This window comes from Cytobacillus sp. FSL K6-0129 (assembly GCF_038007625.1).
In the GTDB taxonomy this organism is placed as follows: Bacteria; Bacillota; Bacilli; order Bacillales; family Cytobacillaceae; genus Cytobacillus; species Cytobacillus kochii.
Map to the genome: position 1 here is coordinate 1809310 of NZ_JBBOXM010000001.1, position 19405 is coordinate 1828714.

At 36.4% G+C, this 19405-nt stretch carries 21 protein-coding genes; 5 read left to right on the top strand and 16 right to left on the bottom strand.

What is annotated here, in order from left to right; all coding sequences use genetic code 11:
- Positions 1–36: 36 nt before the first annotated feature.
- The 3 genes from panF to MHI57_RS08870 form a co-directional block, all read right to left on the bottom strand.
- Positions 37–1509, bottom strand: coding sequence for a sodium/pantothenate symporter (gene panF / locus MHI57_RS08860; RefSeq protein WP_095372291.1), 1473 nt, complete (start codon positions 1507–1509; stop codon positions 37–39).
- The gene (locus MHI57_RS08865) at positions 1506–1775 is read right to left on the bottom strand and encodes a YhdT family protein (RefSeq protein ID WP_340975899.1); all 270 of its coding nucleotides are present in this window, start codon (positions 1773–1775) and stop codon (positions 1506–1508) included. Before MHI57_RS08865 ends, panF begins: the two co-directional genes overlap by 4 nt.
- A 250-nt stretch (positions 1776–2025) precedes the next feature.
- Positions 2026–2178, bottom strand: coding sequence for a hypothetical protein (locus tag MHI57_RS08870; protein ID WP_340975901.1), 153 nt, complete (start codon positions 2176–2178; stop codon positions 2026–2028).
- Between the two features lie 107 nt (positions 2179–2285).
- On the opposite strand from MHI57_RS08870, the gene MHI57_RS08875 reads away from it, so the two are divergent.
- The gene (locus tag MHI57_RS08875; protein ID WP_340975902.1) at positions 2286–2771 is read left to right on the top strand and encodes a universal stress protein; all 486 of its coding nucleotides are present in this window, start codon (positions 2286–2288) and stop codon (positions 2769–2771) included.
- 26 nt (positions 2772–2797) lie between these two features.
- On the opposite strand, the gene argH is transcribed toward MHI57_RS08875, so the two are convergent.
- The 3 genes from argH to pbp4b form a co-directional block, all read right to left on the bottom strand.
- The gene (argH, locus tag MHI57_RS08880) at positions 2798–4186 is read right to left on the bottom strand and encodes an argininosuccinate lyase (protein ID WP_307319277.1); all 1389 of its coding nucleotides are present in this window, start codon (positions 4184–4186) and stop codon (positions 2798–2800) included.
- Positions 4183–5391 (bottom strand): argininosuccinate synthase, encoded by a 1209-nt coding sequence (locus MHI57_RS08885; protein WP_095372287.1) that lies wholly within the window; start codon positions 5389–5391, stop codon positions 4183–4185. Before MHI57_RS08885 ends, argH begins: the two co-directional genes overlap by 4 nt.
- A gap of 303 nt (positions 5392–5694) precedes the next feature.
- On the bottom strand, positions 5695–7038 hold the full coding sequence (gene pbp4b, locus MHI57_RS08890) for a penicillin binding protein PBP4B (RefSeq protein WP_445293216.1): 1344 nt from the start codon (positions 7036–7038) through the stop codon (positions 5695–5697).
- A gap of 134 nt (positions 7039–7172) precedes the next feature.
- Here pbp4b and MHI57_RS08895 point away from each other — a divergent pair, with 134 nt between their 5' ends.
- Positions 7173–7487: a hypothetical protein gene (locus tag MHI57_RS08895; RefSeq protein WP_095372285.1), complete on the top strand. Its 315-nt coding sequence runs from the start codon at positions 7173–7175 to the stop codon at positions 7485–7487.
- 39 nt (positions 7488–7526) lie between these two features.
- On the opposite strand, the gene MHI57_RS08900 is transcribed toward MHI57_RS08895, so the two are convergent.
- The 7 genes from MHI57_RS08900 to MHI57_RS08930 form a co-directional block, all read right to left on the bottom strand.
- Complete coding sequence (locus MHI57_RS08900; protein ID WP_328198105.1) at positions 7527–8039, bottom strand: MogA/MoaB family molybdenum cofactor biosynthesis protein; 513 nt, start codon at positions 8037–8039, stop codon at positions 7527–7529.
- A gap of 9 nt (positions 8040–8048) precedes the next feature.
- Positions 8049–8882 (bottom strand): EcsC family protein, encoded by an 834-nt coding sequence (locus MHI57_RS08905; RefSeq protein ID WP_095372283.1) that lies wholly within the window; start codon positions 8880–8882, stop codon positions 8049–8051.
- Positions 8883–9222: 340 nt separating this feature from the next.
- Positions 9223–10410 carry an acetate kinase gene (locus MHI57_RS08910; protein ID WP_095372282.1) on the bottom strand — a complete coding sequence of 396 codons (1188 nt, stop codon included), beginning with the start codon at positions 10408–10410 and terminating at the stop codon, positions 9223–9225.
- 284 nt (positions 10411–10694) lie between these two features.
- Entirely contained in the window at positions 10695–11684 is a 990-nt protein-coding gene (locus MHI57_RS08915) for a class I SAM-dependent methyltransferase (protein WP_307319286.1), read from the bottom strand.
- A gap of 272 nt (positions 11685–11956) precedes the next feature.
- Positions 11957–12457, bottom strand: coding sequence for a thiol peroxidase (gene tpx, locus MHI57_RS08920; protein WP_095372280.1), 501 nt, complete (start codon positions 12455–12457; stop codon positions 11957–11959).
- Positions 12458–12638: 181 nt separating this feature from the next.
- Positions 12639–13094: a GerW family sporulation protein gene (gene ytfJ / locus MHI57_RS08925; RefSeq protein ID WP_095372279.1), complete on the bottom strand. Its 456-nt coding sequence runs from the start codon at positions 13092–13094 to the stop codon at positions 12639–12641.
- 20 nt (positions 13095–13114) lie between these two features.
- Positions 13115–13810, bottom strand: coding sequence for a DUF2953 domain-containing protein (locus MHI57_RS08930; RefSeq protein WP_340975910.1), 696 nt, complete (start codon positions 13808–13810; stop codon positions 13115–13117).
- Positions 13811–14411: 601 nt separating this feature from the next.
- Here MHI57_RS08930 and MHI57_RS25045 point away from each other — a divergent pair.
- On the top strand, positions 14412–14741 hold the full coding sequence (locus tag MHI57_RS25045; protein WP_251161713.1) for a transposase: 330 nt from the start codon (positions 14412–14414) through the stop codon (positions 14739–14741).
- Complete coding sequence (locus MHI57_RS08935) at positions 14738–15589, top strand: IS3 family transposase (RefSeq protein WP_328200406.1); 852 nt, start codon at positions 14738–14740, stop codon at positions 15587–15589. Before MHI57_RS25045 ends, MHI57_RS08935 begins: the two co-directional genes overlap by 4 nt.
- 71 nt (positions 15590–15660) lie before the next feature.
- Here MHI57_RS08935 and MHI57_RS08940 read toward each other — a convergent pair whose 3' ends face one another.
- Together MHI57_RS08940 and sppA are read right to left on the bottom strand one after the other, a co-directional pair.
- Complete coding sequence (locus MHI57_RS08940; RefSeq protein ID WP_095372277.1) at positions 15661–16182, bottom strand: RDD family protein; 522 nt, start codon at positions 16180–16182, stop codon at positions 15661–15663.
- Positions 16183–16199: 17 nt separating this feature from the next.
- The gene (sppA, locus tag MHI57_RS08945) at positions 16200–17210 is read right to left on the bottom strand and encodes a signal peptide peptidase SppA (RefSeq protein WP_307316836.1); all 1011 of its coding nucleotides are present in this window, start codon (positions 17208–17210) and stop codon (positions 16200–16202) included.
- A 172-nt stretch (positions 17211–17382) separates the two neighbouring features.
- On the opposite strand from sppA, the gene MHI57_RS08950 reads away from it, so the two are divergent.
- On the top strand, positions 17383–18180 hold the full coding sequence (locus MHI57_RS08950) for an NAD kinase (RefSeq protein WP_095372276.1): 798 nt from the start codon (positions 17383–17385) through the stop codon (positions 18178–18180).
- Positions 18181–18408: 228 nt separating this feature from the next.
- Here MHI57_RS08950 and rarD read toward each other — a convergent pair whose 3' ends face one another.
- Entirely contained in the window at positions 18409–19338 is a 930-nt protein-coding gene (gene rarD, locus MHI57_RS08955) for an EamA family transporter RarD (protein ID WP_095372275.1), read from the bottom strand.
- Positions 19339–19405 lie beyond the last annotated feature (67 nt).

The following is a 19405-nucleotide window of genomic DNA, read 5'->3' on the forward strand; positions in this document are numbered from 1 at the left end:
CAGGTTTTATTTTACTTTGTTTCATTTAGAAAATAACTACTTTGAAACATACCAAAATTTATCGATAATCTCCTGTTGTTGAGTTGGTTTTTTATATTGTGTGAACAAACTAACAAGGACATAAAGTATAAAAGATAAAAACACTGGGACAACGACCGGGTGCACGCCTAATAAGTCCGGAAATAAACGGTCAATAATAATATAACTACTTACCCCTGTAATCATAGAAGCAAGAGCCCCATAGGCATTTCCTTTTTTCCAATAAAGCCCCATAATAATTGGCCAGATAAACGCTGCTTCTAATCCACCAAAAGCAAATAAATTAAGCCAGATAAGAAGATCAGGTGGCTCTATACTTACAATATACACTAGAATACCAATGATGGCTGTCACAGATAACGTCAACTTTTTAATAAACTGATCTGTTGCTTTACTGTTAATATAATTTATGTAAATATCTTTCACCAACGATGAACTGACAAGAAGTAACAATGCATTGACTGTTGAGATGACCGCTGCAATCGGAGCTGCCAACACAATCCCTGCTAACCATGAAGGTAAAATGGTTAGTGTCAATTGCGGCATCACCGTATCCCCGACTTCAATTCCAGGAATCACCACTCGTGCAAATACACCTGTAAGATGCATACCTAGCATAATAGCGCCTGTAACAAGTGTACCGATAATCATCGCCGTATGCATTGCCTTTGCGTTTTTGTAAGACATTGCTCTGACAGCAATTTGGGGCAAACCAACCACACCAACACCAACCAGAAGCCAAAAACTGGATACGTATAAAGGCGTTAATGAACCGTCTGCACCGAAGGGTGTAATCAAGTTAGGATTTTCTGCTGTTAATTTCTCGATAATATTCGGTACCCCACCACCAGCAATGATTGTTCCTACTAAAATAATAATTGTACCAATTAACATGATCATACCGAGAACTGTATCAGTGATGGCAACTGCACGAAAACCACCAATCACAACAAAAATAAGAACAGATAATGTAAAAATTAAAAGTGCTGATTGATACGACAATCCCATAAACGATTCTAATAATCGGCCACCACCAATCCACTGCGCAGACATGGAAGCGAATAAGAAAACAACTATACAAATTGACGATAAGATGACTACCCATTTACTTTGATAGCGTTCTCTTAAGAAGTCATTTAAAGTAACCGCTTTTGTCTTCCTAGAGATAATGGCAAACTTTTTACCTAAGATAGCGAGTGTAAAGTAGCCTGTTACCACTTGTGACATCGACAATAACACCCAGCCAAGACCCATATTATAAGCAATTCCAGGTCCACCGATGAAGCTTGACGCACTCCCATATGTAGCCACCATCGTCATCGCCAATAATAAGCCACCAAGATTTCTTCCACCTAGAAAATATTCTTGTAAAAAATCAGGTCCATGCTTTAAATATTTTGTTGCATAAATCCCAAAAAAGAATAGTGAACATAAAAAAATAATTAATGGTATAGCTACTCCCCAATTCATTGTTCTTCCTCCTCAAAAGGTACATCAGAGAACAAGAACTTAACAACCAACCAAACGATGACTGTAATAATTAGAAACCCTAACACACAGCTATAGAAAAACCACGAAGGTAATCCAAAGATATATTGATACTCTTCAACAGGCTTACTACCTAAGCCGTAGGCAAAAGAATACCATATGAAAAAGTTGATTATCGCAATACCGACACCGATAAGCGCTTCTCGATTAGCAACTTTATATCTTGGATCAAGCTTTTTTTGCTCCATCTTCTTCTCCCCCTTAATAAACCTTTCCCCTATCGTTCTATTCTAATATAAATGGCTATCAATGGACATGACCTAAATTGCTTCCTGTAATCAACCGTTTTTTTACATCTTTTAACATAGTGGGGTAACTACAATATATCCATCACAAAATTATTTTAACAGTAAAGGTGTTTTTGTCTACTCTTATGAAGTTTTTTAAATACAAGCTCAAAAGGCGCTTGTCATATGACAAAACGCCTTTTATATTACTTTAGCTTAATTCATCTTCATTGGATTCGTTCGTCAATTGTTGGCGACTGACTGCACCACCGTTATATGCCTCCATTATTGAATCGCTAATAGATTGTTCTGCTTCATTTTCATCATACAATTGATTCCATTCATTTCTTTCTTCTTTTTTCAAGATTGTTCACTCCTTTGTCATTATTTTTTCCTCATTATTGTTTGAAAAATGGCTACATTTATTCATAAAAAGGGTATGTATAATAATAGGTAAAGGAGGAGATTTAAATGAGTAAACATTATGAAAACATTTTAGTCGCAGTAGATGGTTCAGTAGAAGCAGATGAGGCATTTAATCAAGCAATTGAAATGGTGAAGGATAGTGCCAATCTCATTTTAGCTCATGTTGTCGATACTCGTACCAATGCTATTGAAGCTTATGATCACTCTACTTCTGTTAGAGCTACAGAATTTGCTGAGAACTTAATGGCACGTTATAAGGAAGTTTGTACTCAAGCAAACGTTACTAAAGTAGAGTATATAATCGAATATGGATCTCCCAAAATAATCATAACCAAAGATATCGCGAAAACAAAGCCAATCGACCTTATTATATGTGGAGCAACGGGGCTGAATGCTGTCGAACGCTTCTTAATTGGTAGTGTATCAGAATATATTACACGCCACGCACCTTGTGATGTACTTGTGGTCAGACCGAATAAATCCGCAAAGCAAAAAAGTGGGGAGGCAAACGTGGCAGAGAAGCACTCCTAAAAAAAAGCGAAGAAGAGCATGCGCATCTAGGCATGCTCTTCTTTATTTAACTTAGCTTTCGCTTTATCTATAGCGATTCTCACCTGGTCGAAGCCTGTTCCACCCGCGCTATTTCTTCTTTCAACAGCGGTATATGGATCAAGCACCTTATAAATATCGGCTTCAAATAAATCATTAACAGCTCTGTATTCCTCAAGTGATAAATCCATTAAGAAACAACCTTTTTGTACGCAAGTAAGCACGAGCTTACCAACGATTTCATGCGCTTCACGGAATGGTACACCTTTACTTGAAAGATAATCAGCTAGTTCAGTCGCATTAGAGAAATCATTCTTTGTCGCCTTCTCCATTTGTGTTGTCTTCACCTTCATTGTTTCAATCATTCCAACAAAGATTTTTAGAGAACCAACGACCGTTTTGACAGTATCAAACATGCCTTCCTTATCTTCTTGCATATCTTTGTTATAAGCAAGTGGTAAGCCTTTTAAAACAGTCAACATCCCCATAAGATTTCCGTATACTCGTCCCGTTTTACCGCGTATTAACTCAGCCATATCCGGGTTCTTCTTTTGCGGCATAATACTGCTTCCTGTTGCGAAACTATCATCTAATTCAATGAATTGAAATTCTTGACTTGACCAGAGAATCAATTCTTCACTTAATCGAGATAGATGCATCATCAGTGTTGAACTTGAAGATAAGAATTCCAAAATAAAATCGCGATCACTCACAGCATCTAAGCTGTTTTCATAAATCCCTTCAAAACCAAGCAATTCGGCTGTTTGATAGCGATCAATCGGAAAAGTTGTTCCAGCCAATGCACCAGCTCCAAGTGGAGAAATGTTAATGCGTTTGAGGCTTTCTTGATAACGTTGTTTATCACGATCAAGCATCCAGAAGTATGCCATTAGGTGATGCGCAAATGAAATCGGTTGTGCTCTCTGTAAATGGGTATATCCTGGCATCACCGTTTCAACGTTCGCTTCCGCTTGTGTAAGTAATGCATTTTGCAGTTCTTCAACAAGCATAATAATGGTTTGAACCTGCTTCTTTAAATATAAATGCATATCAGTAGCAACTTGATCATTTCGGCTACGAGCTGTATGTAGCTTTCCGCCTACAGGACCGACAAGTTCAGTTAATGCACTTTCTAAGTTAAGGTGAATATCTTCAAGTTTAACTGAATACTCAATTTCTTCATTAGCAGCTTTTTCTTGTAATGTTTGCAAGCCAGATTTAATTTTTTCAGCATCCTCTTCGCTAATAATACCATTTGCAGAAAGCATTGTTACATGAGCAATGCTTCCTTGCAAATCTTCTTGTACTAGCTCCTGATCAAAGGAGATGGATGCGCCAAATTCATCGACCCATTCTTCAGCAGATTTGGTGAATCTGCCTCCCCAAAGCTTTTTCACACTGTCACCTTCTTGTTACCTTGCACCGCACTTTGTACTTTTGTTGGTAGACCCCATAATTTAATGAAACCGATCGCTGCGTTATGATCAAATTCATCATCAGAAGTGTATGTGGCAAGTTTTTCATCATATAGAGTATAAGGAGACTTTCTTCCTTCAACAATCGCATGGCCTTTAAATAATTTCACTCTTACTGTCCCTGTTACGTATTTTTGCGACTCTTTTAAGAATGCTTGGAGTGCTGTTCTTAATTGAGAGAACCAAAGTCCGTTATAGATTAATTCAGCAACCTGCTTCTCAATAATTGGTTTAAAATGCGCTAATTCTTTCACAAGTGTTAAATCTTCCAGCTCTTTATGTGCTTTCATTAAAGTAGTAGCACCTGGCACTTCATAAATTTCACGAGATTTAATCCCTACTAAACGGTTCTCAACATGGTCAATACGTCCCACACCATGTTTTCCAGCAATGTAATTTAACTCTGTAATTAGCTGAGAGAGCATATATGATTTCCCATTTAATGTCACAGGTACGCCTTCCTCAAAACCGATTTCAATGATTTCTGGTGTATCTGGCGTATTTTCGAGACTATTTGTTAAATCATATGCATCTTCTGGTGGTGCAGCCCAAGGATCTTCTAGAATTCCGCACTCATTACTTCTTCCCCATAAGTTCTGGTCAATAGAGTATGGAGAATCTAATTGAATCGGTACAGGAATACCATTTTCTTTTGCATAAGCAATTTCTTCTTCACGAGACCATTTCCAATCACGCACTGGTGCTAATACTTCTAAGTCAGGATTTAATCCCGCAATAGCCACTTCAAAACGGACCTGATCATTCCCTTTACCCGTACATCCGTGTGCAACTGCAACCGCACCTTCTTTTTCAGCTACTTCCACTAATTTTTTTGCAATCAACGGACGAGAAAGCGCTGATACTAATGGATATTTATTTTCATATAATGCATGTGCTTGTAAGGCTACAAGAGCAAATTCTTGCGCGAATTCCTCTCTTGCATCAATCACGTAAGAAGCAACCGCACCAACCTGAAGTGCTTTTTCTTTTACGAAATCAAGGTCTTTTCCTTCACCAACATCTAAACAACAAGCAACAACAGCGTAACCTTGATCTCCTAACCATTTAATTGCAACTGAAGTATCTAAACCGCCTGAATAGGCAAGAACAACTTTTGGATTTGACATTTTTATTTCCTCCTTGAAGTGGATACGTATAAATATTCAATAACTTATATTTTTATTCAACTGATTATGTTAATACTTTAACAACCTTTCCCTAAAATTGCAATAGGTTATCTACAATTTCTATAAAATATCCACAAATGCATAAATCCACATAAATATCCGTCCAACCGAAACAAGTGAAAGTGTAGAAAAGAGCAAAATTTCCAGCATATATTGCAAACCATTATAAAAAAAGATAAAAGCCTTATTGGCTTTTATCTTAGTTTCCTTACTCTTGTTTTTATTTATTTATAGCAATGATTGCTAAGAGATTATCGCCTTATAAATAAGGTCTATCACTTTCCCATAATTACTAATAACTGACTGATCGCCGGCAAAAACATTGGGATTCTTATAAGGGTCGATTACATGTGAGTGTCTTTTATTTGTTAGTAAACATATGCCAAGTTGATTTTCCTTATCAATAACAGTCATCGTTCCTGTCCAGCCTGTATGACCAATGGCAGTGCTCGGTGCACTTTCACTAAAAAATTGATGCATATGATCGTCACTATTTATCCTCCAACCTAATGCAAAAGAAGAGTCAGGCGACGAAGGGGTTGTAAACTGATTAATGGTTGACTGATTAAAAAGTTCAAGATTCCCGTAGCCACCTCCATTTAACATCACTTGTAATAATACAGCCATTTCCCTCCCAGTAGAAAATAGGCCCGCGTGTCCTGATACACCTGCCATGCTATAAAACGCCTTTTCATCATGGACTTCTCCTTGTAATGTATGCTTCCTTATATGGGGAAAGGAAATAGCACCATCTCTTGCATTACCAAATAACTCAGTTGCGGCAAATTCATTTTGGCTTTCTCCTTTTTGTAGAGGGTTATACTTAGTATGAATAAGGCCAAGGGGTTTATATATTTCCTTTTCAACATAATCGTCTAATGATACACCTGTCACTTCTTCAATAATTATCCCTAATAACATATAATCAATATCACTATATATTTGTGCTGTATGGGGCGGATGCTTCAGTGGTGTAGCTATGACCATCTTTTTAGTTAACTCTCTATCTTGAGAATATAACACGCCCGCTTTTTTTGGATCGTGATAGTGAATACTGCTCGGTAGTCCAGCAGTATGCTGCAACAGATCGGTTACTGTTATCTTTGCTTTTCCTTTTATCTCGTCGTTATCACGATCTTTAAATGCTGGTAAATAATATTGGACAGATTGCTTCAAGTCAACCTTCCCTTGGGAAACTAACTGTTGCATAGCAAAATTTGTACTGAACATTTTTGTATTTGATGCGAGGTCAAAAATCGTTGTTGTTTTCATTTTTATTGGTTGCGACAATACGGAATGCCCATCATATCGTTTGGCGAATCCATACGCTGAATCCTTAATGATTTTTCCATCCTTAATGATTACTAAAACAGCACCAGGAAAACCACGGGATATTTCCGTTGTTATACATTCATCAACGACTTTTAAACGCTCACTACTGATACCCACATCTTCTGGCAGCCCAATTTGTAATTTTGTATAATAGTTTTTTTTTGCTTGCATGGTGTTTGTATTCGATTTAGCATTAGAGGGGGATGGAGAAAGGCAAAGCAGAATAAATAGAAGAATCCAAACGATATTTTTCAACACTTGCCATTCCTTTCTCATTATAATTACTTTACTATATTCACTTGGCCAAGCAAACGGAAGGGTATATAGCTATGATTTGAAAAAGAAGATACACTTATAAATAATATAAATATTAGCAGAGGGGGCAAACAATGCATCAGCATTTTACGTTTAACCAAAGATTATCTATCGATTTACCGACTATAAAAAAGGATTGGGAGGCATTTTCATCTATTGAGCAACAACAAATTTTAGTTCATTGGGAAACCATTCGAGGGAAAATTCCAGACCGTATAAAAAGTATAGAAGTCTTGATTAATAGGAAACAAGAAGAGCTCTCTAATGAAAGCGACTTTGAAACTTCTTGTAAACTCAATCACGAAATCGCCGAATTAGCCTCACAAATTAATGAATTATGGCTTTGGTTCCGAACAGGTCAAGATGTAACACTTAAAGGTCACTATTAATGAATAGGCCCGAACGTAAATGGTTCGGACTCATTCTCATTAAAATAAATCTTTACGCAATTCTTTCACGACATGACTGATCTCAGGTAATATCAATTTATTCATCGCTAATTTGACAGCACCAGAGGATCCAGGTGTACAAAACACCGCTTTATGCTTAATCACACCTGCTATTGCTCTGGACATAATGGCACTAGAACCGATATCCTCTGTATAACTCAGCATACGAAATAACTCACCGAAGCCATCAATCTCTTTATCAAACAAACGTTGCACCGTTTCAATGGTGACATCACGTAGAGCAATGCCAGTACCACCATTCGTTAATATAATATCAACATCCTCTTGGTTATATCCAGCTCGTACACTTTGTTCAATTGCGACACTTTCGTCTTTGACAATTTCATAGGCATTGACTTTATGACCCGCTTGTTCAAGTAATGCGATCATTAATTGCCCACTTTTATCTGTTTCCTCATCTCTTGTATCACTTACTGTGATAACTTTACAGCCAACAGTTAACGAATCTTTCTTATGTTCCGTTACGCTCATCGTTTACAATCACCCTGACTTATTTAATAGATAGCGATACTGATAATACTTATGAGCAAAGTCCGTTACATTTCTCGTTAATTGGTAATTAGTACCCGCTCCTATTGCCATACTAATGACTGGTATTCCTTGTAACGTTTTTTTTCTAAGTAAAACAATCGCTACTGCTTTAAACATTTGTTTCATCGGTTGTTCTAACCATGTAATATCTGTTAATTCTTCTTTTCCCTCATAAAAATATAAATCGTCATGCTGCTCTAGGTCATTCATTAAGTCCTCCCAAGCTTCTCCTTGGATTCTCCTTGGTAAGGTAGCTGCATGAAAGACTTTTAATGAACTCATCATTTCAAATGGTGTATTGACTTCGACACCATAAGTCATGGCAATTAACTGCACGACTCTTAAATTAATGACAGCCATTGCCGGAATATCACTCCCTAGCATCATAAGCCCGCCAGTTCCTGTTGCACCACCTTGTGCTAAAGAATACATTCGATGCCTAGCAATTTGCTGTTTAGCTATGTATGATAATTGATCAATCGTCAAAGCATTCATATCATGTAATGTATCAATATCTTTTTGAAAAATCCTCCCTGAAGACAGAATTCTTTCTTTTGCATCAAGCTGTAATTGTGATCCTTGAATGAGTGCATGTAAATGAAACATCCAACTATCCATCATAGAAAACACTTGCTTTTGAACATTCTCTGGTAATAATGCAAAAGAGTATTCTAAATAATGTTCATATGAACGCTCGATATCATTCGCTTCGTAGCTATATAATTGATTTTCCCATTCACGGATTTCGTTAAGTACCATTTGTTCACGTGCAGATAATGGCATCTCCTTATCCTCCATTCGCTACTATATTTTGTTAATAGTATAGCAAATTAACTGATAATAAGCACGTTGCTCTTATGATCAAAACTTACTATTCTTTTTACTAATACCATTATTTGTTTATGACTATAAGATTCTTTAGTGAATGATCGCTGTTAGTCAGACGAATAAGATTTTCTAGGCTAACAAGGCGATTTTCTAATGGTAAATAGAGAATCATCCTGTGCAATCTTTCATCGTTTACTCTCTGTTTATATAAAATGATATTTCCTTACCCATTTGCTTATAAAAAAATAAAAACCGACTCCACCAAAAAGGCGAGTCGGAGCAAATGTTAATTCCATTATGATATTAATTCAATCGTATCTCTTGCAATCATTACTTCTTCGTTTGTAGGAATGATGATGACTTTTACCGGACTATGCGGATAATTTATAAACGCCTCACGACCCCGGACTTTATTAAGAGCAGGGTCCCAATAAACACCCATAAACTCTAGTCCCCTTAATACTCTTTCTCTTACAACGTCACTGTTTTCACCGATACCTGCAGTAAAGATTATAGCATCGACACCATACATTTTCGCTGCATATGAACCGATATATTTGTGAATATGGTTTGCGAATATTTCTAATGCTAATTCAGCTCGATCATTGCCCTCTTCCGCTGCCATCTCAATATCTCTTAAATCACTTGAAAAACCAGTAACACCAAGCATGCCACTTTGTTTATTTAATACATCTAACACTTCATCTGCTGACTTTTCGGTTTTTTGCATGATAAAGGGAATGAGGGCAGGGTCAATATCTCCTGATCTTGTTCCCATAGTTACGCCAGCTAACGGCGTAAAGCCCATGGATGTATCGATAGATTTTCCACCTTCAATCGCTGCAATACTCGCACCATTACCTAAGTGGCAAGAAATTAATCGTAATTGCTCAAGTGGTCTCCCTAACAATTCAGCTGCCCGTTCCGATACATATTTATGTGACGTTCCGTGGAATCCATACTTTCTTATACCATACTCAGTATAATAACTATACGGCAGACTGTATAAATAAGAGCTTTCCGGCATTGATTGATGGAAGGCTGTATCAAAAACCGCTACTGCTGGAACATCTGGTAAGACACGTTTGAATGCTAGAATCCCCGTTAAATTTGCAGGATTATGTAGCGGAGCTAAATCCGATAGTTTACTGATTTTATCCATCACTTCATCTGTAATCAACACAGATTGCGAAAAATCTTCTCCACCGTGGACCACACGATGACCTACACCAACGATTTCATCAAGTTCAGCAATAATTTCATGTGCTGTTAACTCATTTAAAAGCAATTGCACAGCTACTTCATGATTGGGAATCTCTAGTTCTTTTGTTCTTTTTTCACCTTTCACTACTATTGTAAAAACCGCATGTGCTAATCCAATTCTTTCTACTATTCCTTTTGTAATTACTTTTTCTTCTGGCATATCGAATAATTGAAATTTCAAAGAAGAACTACCTGCATTAATGGCAATAATTTTTGTCAAATGATTCACTTCCTTATATCTAATATCTCCTACCCTATTTATAAAATCATCGTTTATTGATTGAATTATATTTCATCAAAAATTCATTTAAACATGAGATTCATCATATTTCAAGAAATAATAACAGGAAATAGAAAATAGTTAAATTCGGAATATTGTATTACATAAAAATAAGACTTCATTATTACATGTCTGAATAATTATAATCGTATACTAATGAAGTTTATAATCTGCAAAAATGAAAAAGGACCTCGGTATTTTTTACCGAAATCCTTTCATCATCATTAGGAACCTTTGTTTTCTCTAATCCAATTACTCACTTTTGTTAAGACACGATCAACGTCATCTGCTTTTGACAAGGATGGCAAATTAACAAGTAATGATTCTTTTGGAGGTTTGACAGCTTCACCTTTTTTCTGAAGGATAAATATACTTTTAGCTGCTTGTTCATTTTTGAATAAATTCAATGGTAAATGTAATAACCCTTGAATAATTGCGTACTTCTTTAAAAAGTCATGTAACTTTGGTGCTTGTGGACTTTCAAACAGACCGTTAGGAATTAATAAGAACAGAAATCCGCCCTCTTTTACATGTTTAAAGCTTTGTTCTATAAATAAGTGATGGGCATAAGCATGACCTTCATCAGCTTTAAGCTCATAATCTTGCGCGCGTAAATCGTTTGGATAATAGCCAACTGGTAAATCACTTACAACCACATCTACTTCATTAATGAATAATGGCTCTAAGCTATCTTGATTGTAGAAGCGGATAGGATGCTCCTGCCAGTTCGCATTCACATAAGCAAGTTTAATTAAGAGATCATCAATTTCCACACCTGTTGCTTCTACCATTTTACCAGATTGTGCATTCATCACTGTTGTGATGAGGTTACCGGTTCCAACCGCTGGATCTAATAAGGAGAAAGAAGATTGATCAATAAACTTATTAACTAAATAACCCATTAACAATCCAATAGAATCTGGTGTCATTTGATGGTTAGGTTGAACATTTTCTTTCATGCCTTTAAGAATAGCCAGTTGAAATCCCTTTCTTAAATCTTCTTTTTCAAATTTACTTATATGAAAGGATTCATAACTTTTCTCAAGACGCTTAGTTGTCAGTTCGCTTAGTTTCTCTTGAAGTATTGCTCCTTGAAATACATTTTCTCCCGTTTCTGCTAATGCCTCAAGATATGTAACATTTAATTCTTCCTTCAATAACTCAGCCGTTTCATTTAATAATGTAAACACTTCTTCCACCGGCAAAACTTTCATTGTTCATCATCGCTCCCGTTCCTATACTCTATCTCCTTATTGTACCTAGCTTTATAACCATTCACAAGTAATGAAGTTTATTTCATATTTTCTAACAAATTGATTTCAATAAAAAACGAAGTAAAACATATCATGTATAGCTTTTTACTGGGGGAGAGGTGCAAAGAGACAACTGATAGGACAACGAATTGGTGAGAGAAGGATTGTACTAAAAAGCACAAGCAACTTCTGAAAATGATTCAGAAACTGCTCGTGCTTATTATTTATCCTACTTACTTTGCTGATTTTGCTGCTTCAATTGCCGCTTCATAGTTTGGATGATCTGTTCCTTCTCCAACATATTCTACATAAACCACTTGGTCATTAGAATCTACAACAAATACCGAACGAGCTAACAAACGAAGCTCTTGCATTACAACACCATACGCTTCACCAAAAGATAAATCTCTATGATCTGAAAGAGTTTGCACATTTTCTAATCCGGAAGCAGCACACCAGCGTTTTTGAGCAAATGGAAGGTCCACACTAACGGTTAATACCTCTACATTATCTAGTCCAGATGCTTCTTCATTAAACTTTCTTGTTTGTGCATCACAAACGCCTGTATCAACTGAAGGAACCACACTAATTAAACGGATCTTCCCTTTTGTATTAGCTAGAGTAACTTCAGATAAATCATTGGCTAAGACAGAGAACTGAGGCGCCTGATCCCCAACTTTCACTTCACTTCCTAGCAGTGTAACAGGATTCCCTTTAAATGTAACTGATGCCATCATTACTTCCTCCTTTATTTATAAGTATGTACGTTTAAATGATAGCTTTTCAGAATCTTTTTTGCAATTGAAATGAATCCAATGAAAAAAAAGACAGGCACAAAGAAAAATCCGAACGATTCAAACCTCCTACAGTCGAATTTGAATATTGTTCAGATTTTTAATTGAGAAACATATTTGTTTAAAAGTCTAGATTATTTTTCTCATGATGCTCTTTCTCATTAGATGATTCTTCTTTATGGTCCTTTTTATTAAATAAATGTTGGATTTTATCTACTGCTTGAGGTGCTAAATCTAAGATCTTTTCATATAGATGAGTGCTCTCATCTAAGTGAACCATTTTTACTTCATGAGAGTTAACGATAAGAAATGCGATTGGTGTGATAGAAACACCTCCACCGCTACCTCCACCAAAAGGATGACCCTTGGATTCACCATTATTGCTATCTTTTTTGCTTGCATCCATCATAAACTCCGAGCCTCCAGCAGCAAAACCAAAGCCCACTTTTGAAACTGTAATAATCACACTGCCATCGGGTGTTTCTACTGGGTCACCAATTATCGTATTTACATCTACCATTTCTTTCAGGTTTTCCATTGCAGTTGTCATCAAGCCTTGTATTGGATGATCAGACATTCTCAATCGCCCCTTCTCATCTAGTATGTTTTAGGTTTATCACCTGATAAAACAGAAAGCTGACTCGTCTTAAAATGAGCTTTGCCACCTTTCCAAAATTTAATCAGTTTAAATCCTGCAAGCATAGCATGCCCGATACGAAATTGAATCATACATATAAAAGAGGTTTGGGCAACCGCAAATTGAAACTGTGGAGAAATAGCAATATCCGGTCTTGTCTTTAATTTCATATAATGGCTTAACACACCAATTATACTTCCTTTCACAGACCAAAACCCACCAGTTAAGACACCCGTTACCGCTGCATTACCTACACCAATAACTGTATGCCAACGCAGCTGACGAACAATGACCTTACTCATGAAATGACGAATAATATGATACAGAGAAACAACATGCTTTAAGAGCTCATCCATATCCTTAAAACTATTTAACAAATCTTCTGCAGTTATATTCTTCGAGTCCTCTTTCGTCTCTCCTCCTGATGCTGTTTTTTCTTCCTTTATTTTAATTTCAGTATTTTGCGGGTCAACTTCCATCAAAGGTATATCAATTGTATACTTAAGCCATTTCCAAAATTTTAACTTTATACTGAGGTGACTTTGTTTATCATAATGATAAAAGTGAACAGTAATGGAGAGTTTTGAAAATAATATAACTAAAATAAGAAGTAAAAATAAAAGAATAAGACCAGCAATTATGATGAACCAAACCATATGAGCACCCCTGCCTTTCAAGCAATTAGTATGGTCATTTTTACCTTTTGTTAAACTTTCCTAAATTAACATCTGCAAATTTTATTGCTCATTTGGTACCAATTAGCTTCGCAAAAGGTTAACTCTACTTTCTTCTATGATTATTCTTATAGACCACTTTGGGTTGGTACAGCACCTGATACAGGTATTAAAATAATTAACATAGTAAAAAATTCAACAAGAGTTAATTATCAACTAAAACATGATGTAGGAATACCTTTCGGAGATGCCCTTTCACCAGATATTACTTACATATTAAGCCACAGTATTTAAAAATAGTAGTTACAATATAACCGGTCAACATGATCAAGCTCCGTCCCATGAAATGTATATTTTTATACCAAACTCTGATGTTTCTAATAGAATTCATGCTTTTGCAAATAAAGGGTTCAAGTATTTATGGCCATATGAACCAAATCACAGGTTTAATTCATCATATTAACAATAATAACGATAAAAAAAGAAAAAGCCTTATTATGTTAATGTCCCCTTTAAGTAGACATTCAAAAAAACCTTCATGTTACCATGAAGGAAAGAATGCTACCTTGGAGGGGATTTTTCTATGGCAAAGAAAGGACAAACTTTTAATAGTTATTCGGAAGAGTTTAAACATAATGCCGTCATGAAATATGTGAATGGGTCTAAAAGTTATAAAGCATTGGCAGAGGAACTGGGAATCCGTCACTGCAGCCAGCTTAAAGTGTGGGTTAAGAAATGGAAAGAAGGAGCCCCGTTTGATGAGCGTAAAGGAGTTTCTAATCCTTTAAAAGGCAGGCCTAGGACTAAATTTAAGTCGGTTGAAGAGGAAAGGGATTATTTGAAAGCACAAGTTGAATTTCTAAAAAAGCAGTATCCAAATCTGGTAAAGGAGGAGAAAACCCCAGACGAATGAAATATGAATTGGTGGATGAGTTAAGGGTTACCTATCCGGTCTCCTGGCTGTTGGAGATTGCCTATATCAAACCGGCTAGCTACTACAAATGGAGAAAAAACAATCATAAACGCGAAGCAAAAGTTAGGGATGAACAAAAGATTCGAGAGCACATTTTGGGCATACATTTTATGCATCCCGAATATGGACGACCCCGTATTACAGACGAATTAAATGAAAACGGGTATTTAATTAATCACAAAAAGGTCTACCGATTGATGACGGCAATGAACATACAATCAGTCATCCGAAAAAAGAGAAAACGACATGGTCATAGTCCTTCTAACCTCTTTCCTAACCGTCTGAAAAGGAAGTTCAAGGCGGTAGGACCTAATCAAAAAATGGTAACGGATATCACATTTGTGTCTGTTGGCGAAGAATATTATTATTTATCGGTCATACAGGATCTCTTTAATAACGAAATAGTAAGTTGGGAGCTAGCCCAAAGAAATGATTTGGAACTTGTGTTAAAAACGGTAGAGAAATGGACAAAGAAAAAAGACGTGGCTGGAGCCGTTCTCCATTCGGATCAAGGCTTCCAGTACACGTCAAAAATATACGGCAACCGATTAAAGGATTATGGCATCAAAGGCAGCCACTCTCGCAAAGGAAACTGCCTGGACAATGCCTGTATAGAATCATTCTTTTCACACCTCAAAACCGAGAAGCTGTATATAAGTAAGTGTAAGGGAGAAGAAGAACTAGAGCAAGCTCTTGAGGATTACATTTACCATTACAATTACAAACGAAGACAAAAGAAACTAAAGAAACGCGCGCCGATTGAATATCGACACGCGCTCACTGCTTAGCTTTTTATGTTGTCTACTTGACAGGGGCAAGACCACTTAAAGGAATGACTTTTATATGCCTAGCTATTCAATTATCTCTCATGGACAACTGTTGTATCAGCAAACAGGTCATGTATGCCCTTCTTTTTTGGATGAAAGGCAACGACAAGGTAAGGAAGCATCATCACTGTACCTGAAATGAAGCGACCAATCCACTCTCTAAAAAGAATCGTTCCCCAGGAAAGCTTGCCTCCGTCTATTTGAATGACTCTTAAACCGAATACCATTTTTCCTAAAGTTTGCCCGAGGTATTTCGTCATAAGAACAAAATACAAATAGAAGGTCAACGCGGTTGCAATGGCGACAGCAGAAAAGTAAGATGAGTTATTTAAAGAAACATCTAACGCTCTAAAAACAGGGTAAATAAGGATACCATTAATGCTACCAATAATGATCCAATCTAATAAATACGCCCAAAACCTCATCCAAAACCCCGCTAACCGATATTCTTCAGTCATTGTTATCAATTGCCCAGGTTGTTCGGAAAGCACCGCTTCTTCAGAACCTTCTTGTTGGAACAATTCCTTATTTTTTGGTTCGTCTTGATTATGCATCCTAAAGCGCCTCCTTTCTATTCAGCATATAAATACATTAGGCGTGGGGAATTCGGCTGTGTAAGAAGCTTCATTACACCTTCCATTTGCAGATCATTCCCAGCAACTTTATTTGCTGCTACACTAAGAAATGAGCCAAAACCAACATTATCGCTATATTGAATAACAGCAGCGTCTTCTAAGCCCACATCGTTTTTCATCTCATTAATAACATCTTCTGCATAGCCTAACCCGTCAATCAATTGATTATCTAATGCTTGGCGACCATCATAGATACGACCATCTGCTAGTTCACGGACTTGATTTTCTGACATCTCTCGCCCAGAAGCAATCACTTCTACGAATCCTTGATAAGCATTATCTATCATATCTTGTAAAATATTTTGTTCTTCTTTAGTCATTTCTCTCGTTTGACTCATAATATCTTTAAATTCGCCACTTTTAATTGTATTAAATTCAATGCCTATCTTATCTGCAAGCTCAGTAATATTCACCCCTTGCATGATGACACCTAATGATCCTGTCATTGTATCTGCACTAGCGAAGATTTTTTCCGCCGGAGCTGAAATATAATACCCACCAGACGCAGCCATAGAACCCATAGAAATATACACAGGTTTATTCGCCTCTTCTTGAATTTCAACAATTTTATCGTGAATTTGCGCACTCTCAACAACGCCCCCACCTGGTGTATTCACTTTTATTACAACACCTTTAACAGTGGAATCATCTTTCACATGGTTTAATAATTTCATAAAACGATTGTGGTTATATGTAGAAGTTGCTAATAATGAGCCACTCTCACCCGTATCCTGAATCGTCCCATTTAAATTTAATACAGCAATTTTATTTAAAGAGTCTCCTGTTTCGATCATTTCTTCAGTAAAAGAATCTTCGCCTGTGGCCATCAAGTTTGAAAAGGTATCTTCAAAATTCGTTGACGCCAAGTTAGACATGAAATTAATTCCTACCGAAAAAACAAATAAAACAGCAGCAATTCCCAAAGCAGCCCATCTCTTTGCTGTCATTCCATCATTCCTCCTTTGAATTATACATCATCTTCCCATAGAATAAGAATGGAGAAGAGTAGGTTATCTCTTCTTATGATAGCAAAAAATGTCACTTCTTCAAATCATAAGCACCTTTATTCATTCTATCTTTCCAACACATTTTTTATGAAACATTAAAGGAGGTTTTTTCATGCATCAACGACTTTTATATTTCTACCATAAACAAGACGCCGAAACACTTGTAATTGTTGAAAATTTAAAACAACAAGCAACCCATCATGGATTCACTATAGTAACAGATCCGAGAGAAGCGACCATTATTGTTAGTATTGGAGAAGATGGGGCTTTCTTACAAGCAGTAAGAAAAACGGGATTCCGTGATGATTGTCTATACGCTGGAATTTCGACACATGGGCCATTAGGTATTTACTGTGACTTCCAATTAAATGAGCCTTCGAAAATGCTAGAAGCAGCACAAAACGAAAATATAGAAGTCCGTAAATATCCCACAATCCAAGTTACAGTTGATGGTGAAACCTCATTTCAGTGTTTAAATGAATTCTCCATCCGTTCTAGTATTATCAAAACATTAGTGATGGAAATCTATATTGATGGTCAATTATTTGAAACATTCCGTGGAGATGGAATGATTGTTTCCACTCCTACTGGTAGTACCGCTTATAATAAATCTGTCAACGGTGCAATTGTAGACCCCATGCTACCTTGTCTACAAGTAAGCGAGCTTGCCTCTTTAAATAATAATAAATATCGCACACTAGGTTCTTCATTTATTTTAGGAGAGCAAAGAACCTTAACATTAAAGATTACACACGAGGGAAATGATCACCCTATCATGGGGATGGATAATGAAGCGTTAAGTATCCAGCATGTAGATGAAATAAAAATCACCTTAAGTCCACACAGTATAAAAACCGTTAAGCTAAAAAACAACTCCTTTTGGGAAAAAGTGAAGAGAACCTTTTTATAAGAATTGTCAGGACAACAAATAAACGCTATGTAATAAGTGTTTGAATCGAATGGTAATATCGAAATGAAAAGCCGTTGAAATTTTATAATCTTAAAATTTCAACGGCTTTATTCAAAATGGTATACACAATAGTTAAGTTTGCATCCACCAACTTAAGTGACCTTTATTTAAGAAAATTGCCGATATCTAAGGAAAAGATATTAGACAAAGGTGATATCAGCCGAATCTTCACATTCCTATTTGTTTTCCTCTGGCTATTTTACTTTCCCATAATAAAACCCACTTTGTACGGGATAAAGAATAGATAGTCAGCGAAATCCATATAAACAAAAAGGATAAGAAATGTGCTTTGGAGAAATATTCACCATATACAAACACACCTAAAATAAGCATGATTGTTGGCGCAATGTATTGTAAAAACCCTACCATTGAAAGGGGTATTCTTTGGACCCCGTTAGCAAAAAGGAGTAATGGTACGGCTGTTGCTACTCCAGCACCTATTAACAATAAATCTAAACCTACATTTTCATTAAACAGCATCTGTCGTTGCTGCACAAACAAACTACCCATATATAGTAAAGCAATGGGTGTAATGACCATCGTTTCAAGTGTAAGACCAATGGCTGCATCTACTTTTACCATTTTTTTCGCTAACCCATACAGTGCGAAGGTTAAAGCAAGTAAAAAGGAAATCCAAGGAAATGAACCATACGAAACTGTTAAGATAATCACACCAATGGCTGCTAGGGCAAAAGAAACATATTGAGAAACAGATAACCGCTCTTTGAATACGACCATCCCTAGTAGTACACTAATCAACGGATTAATATAGTATCCCATACTTGTTTCAATAATTTGTCCATTATTTACAGCCCATATAAAGATAAACCAATTCGCACTTACTAATAGAGAAGCTATAATTAATCCGTACAACTGCTTCTTTGTTTGCCATAGTCCTTTTACAACAATCATAAAAGCACGCAACTTACCTAATAATAGCAATAGAATCAGCATGAAAACAAAGCTCCAAATGACCCGGTTAGCAAGTGTTTCTAAAGCACTAACCCCACCTATCAACTTCCAATAAATCGGCAGTATTCCCCATAACACATACGACAAACCTGCATAAATTACACCTTGCTTAACATCTTGCGCCATTTCCCATCCTCAATTCTTTCTATTATCGAAATAAAATGTATTATACGCCTAAAAGAATGGAATAGAC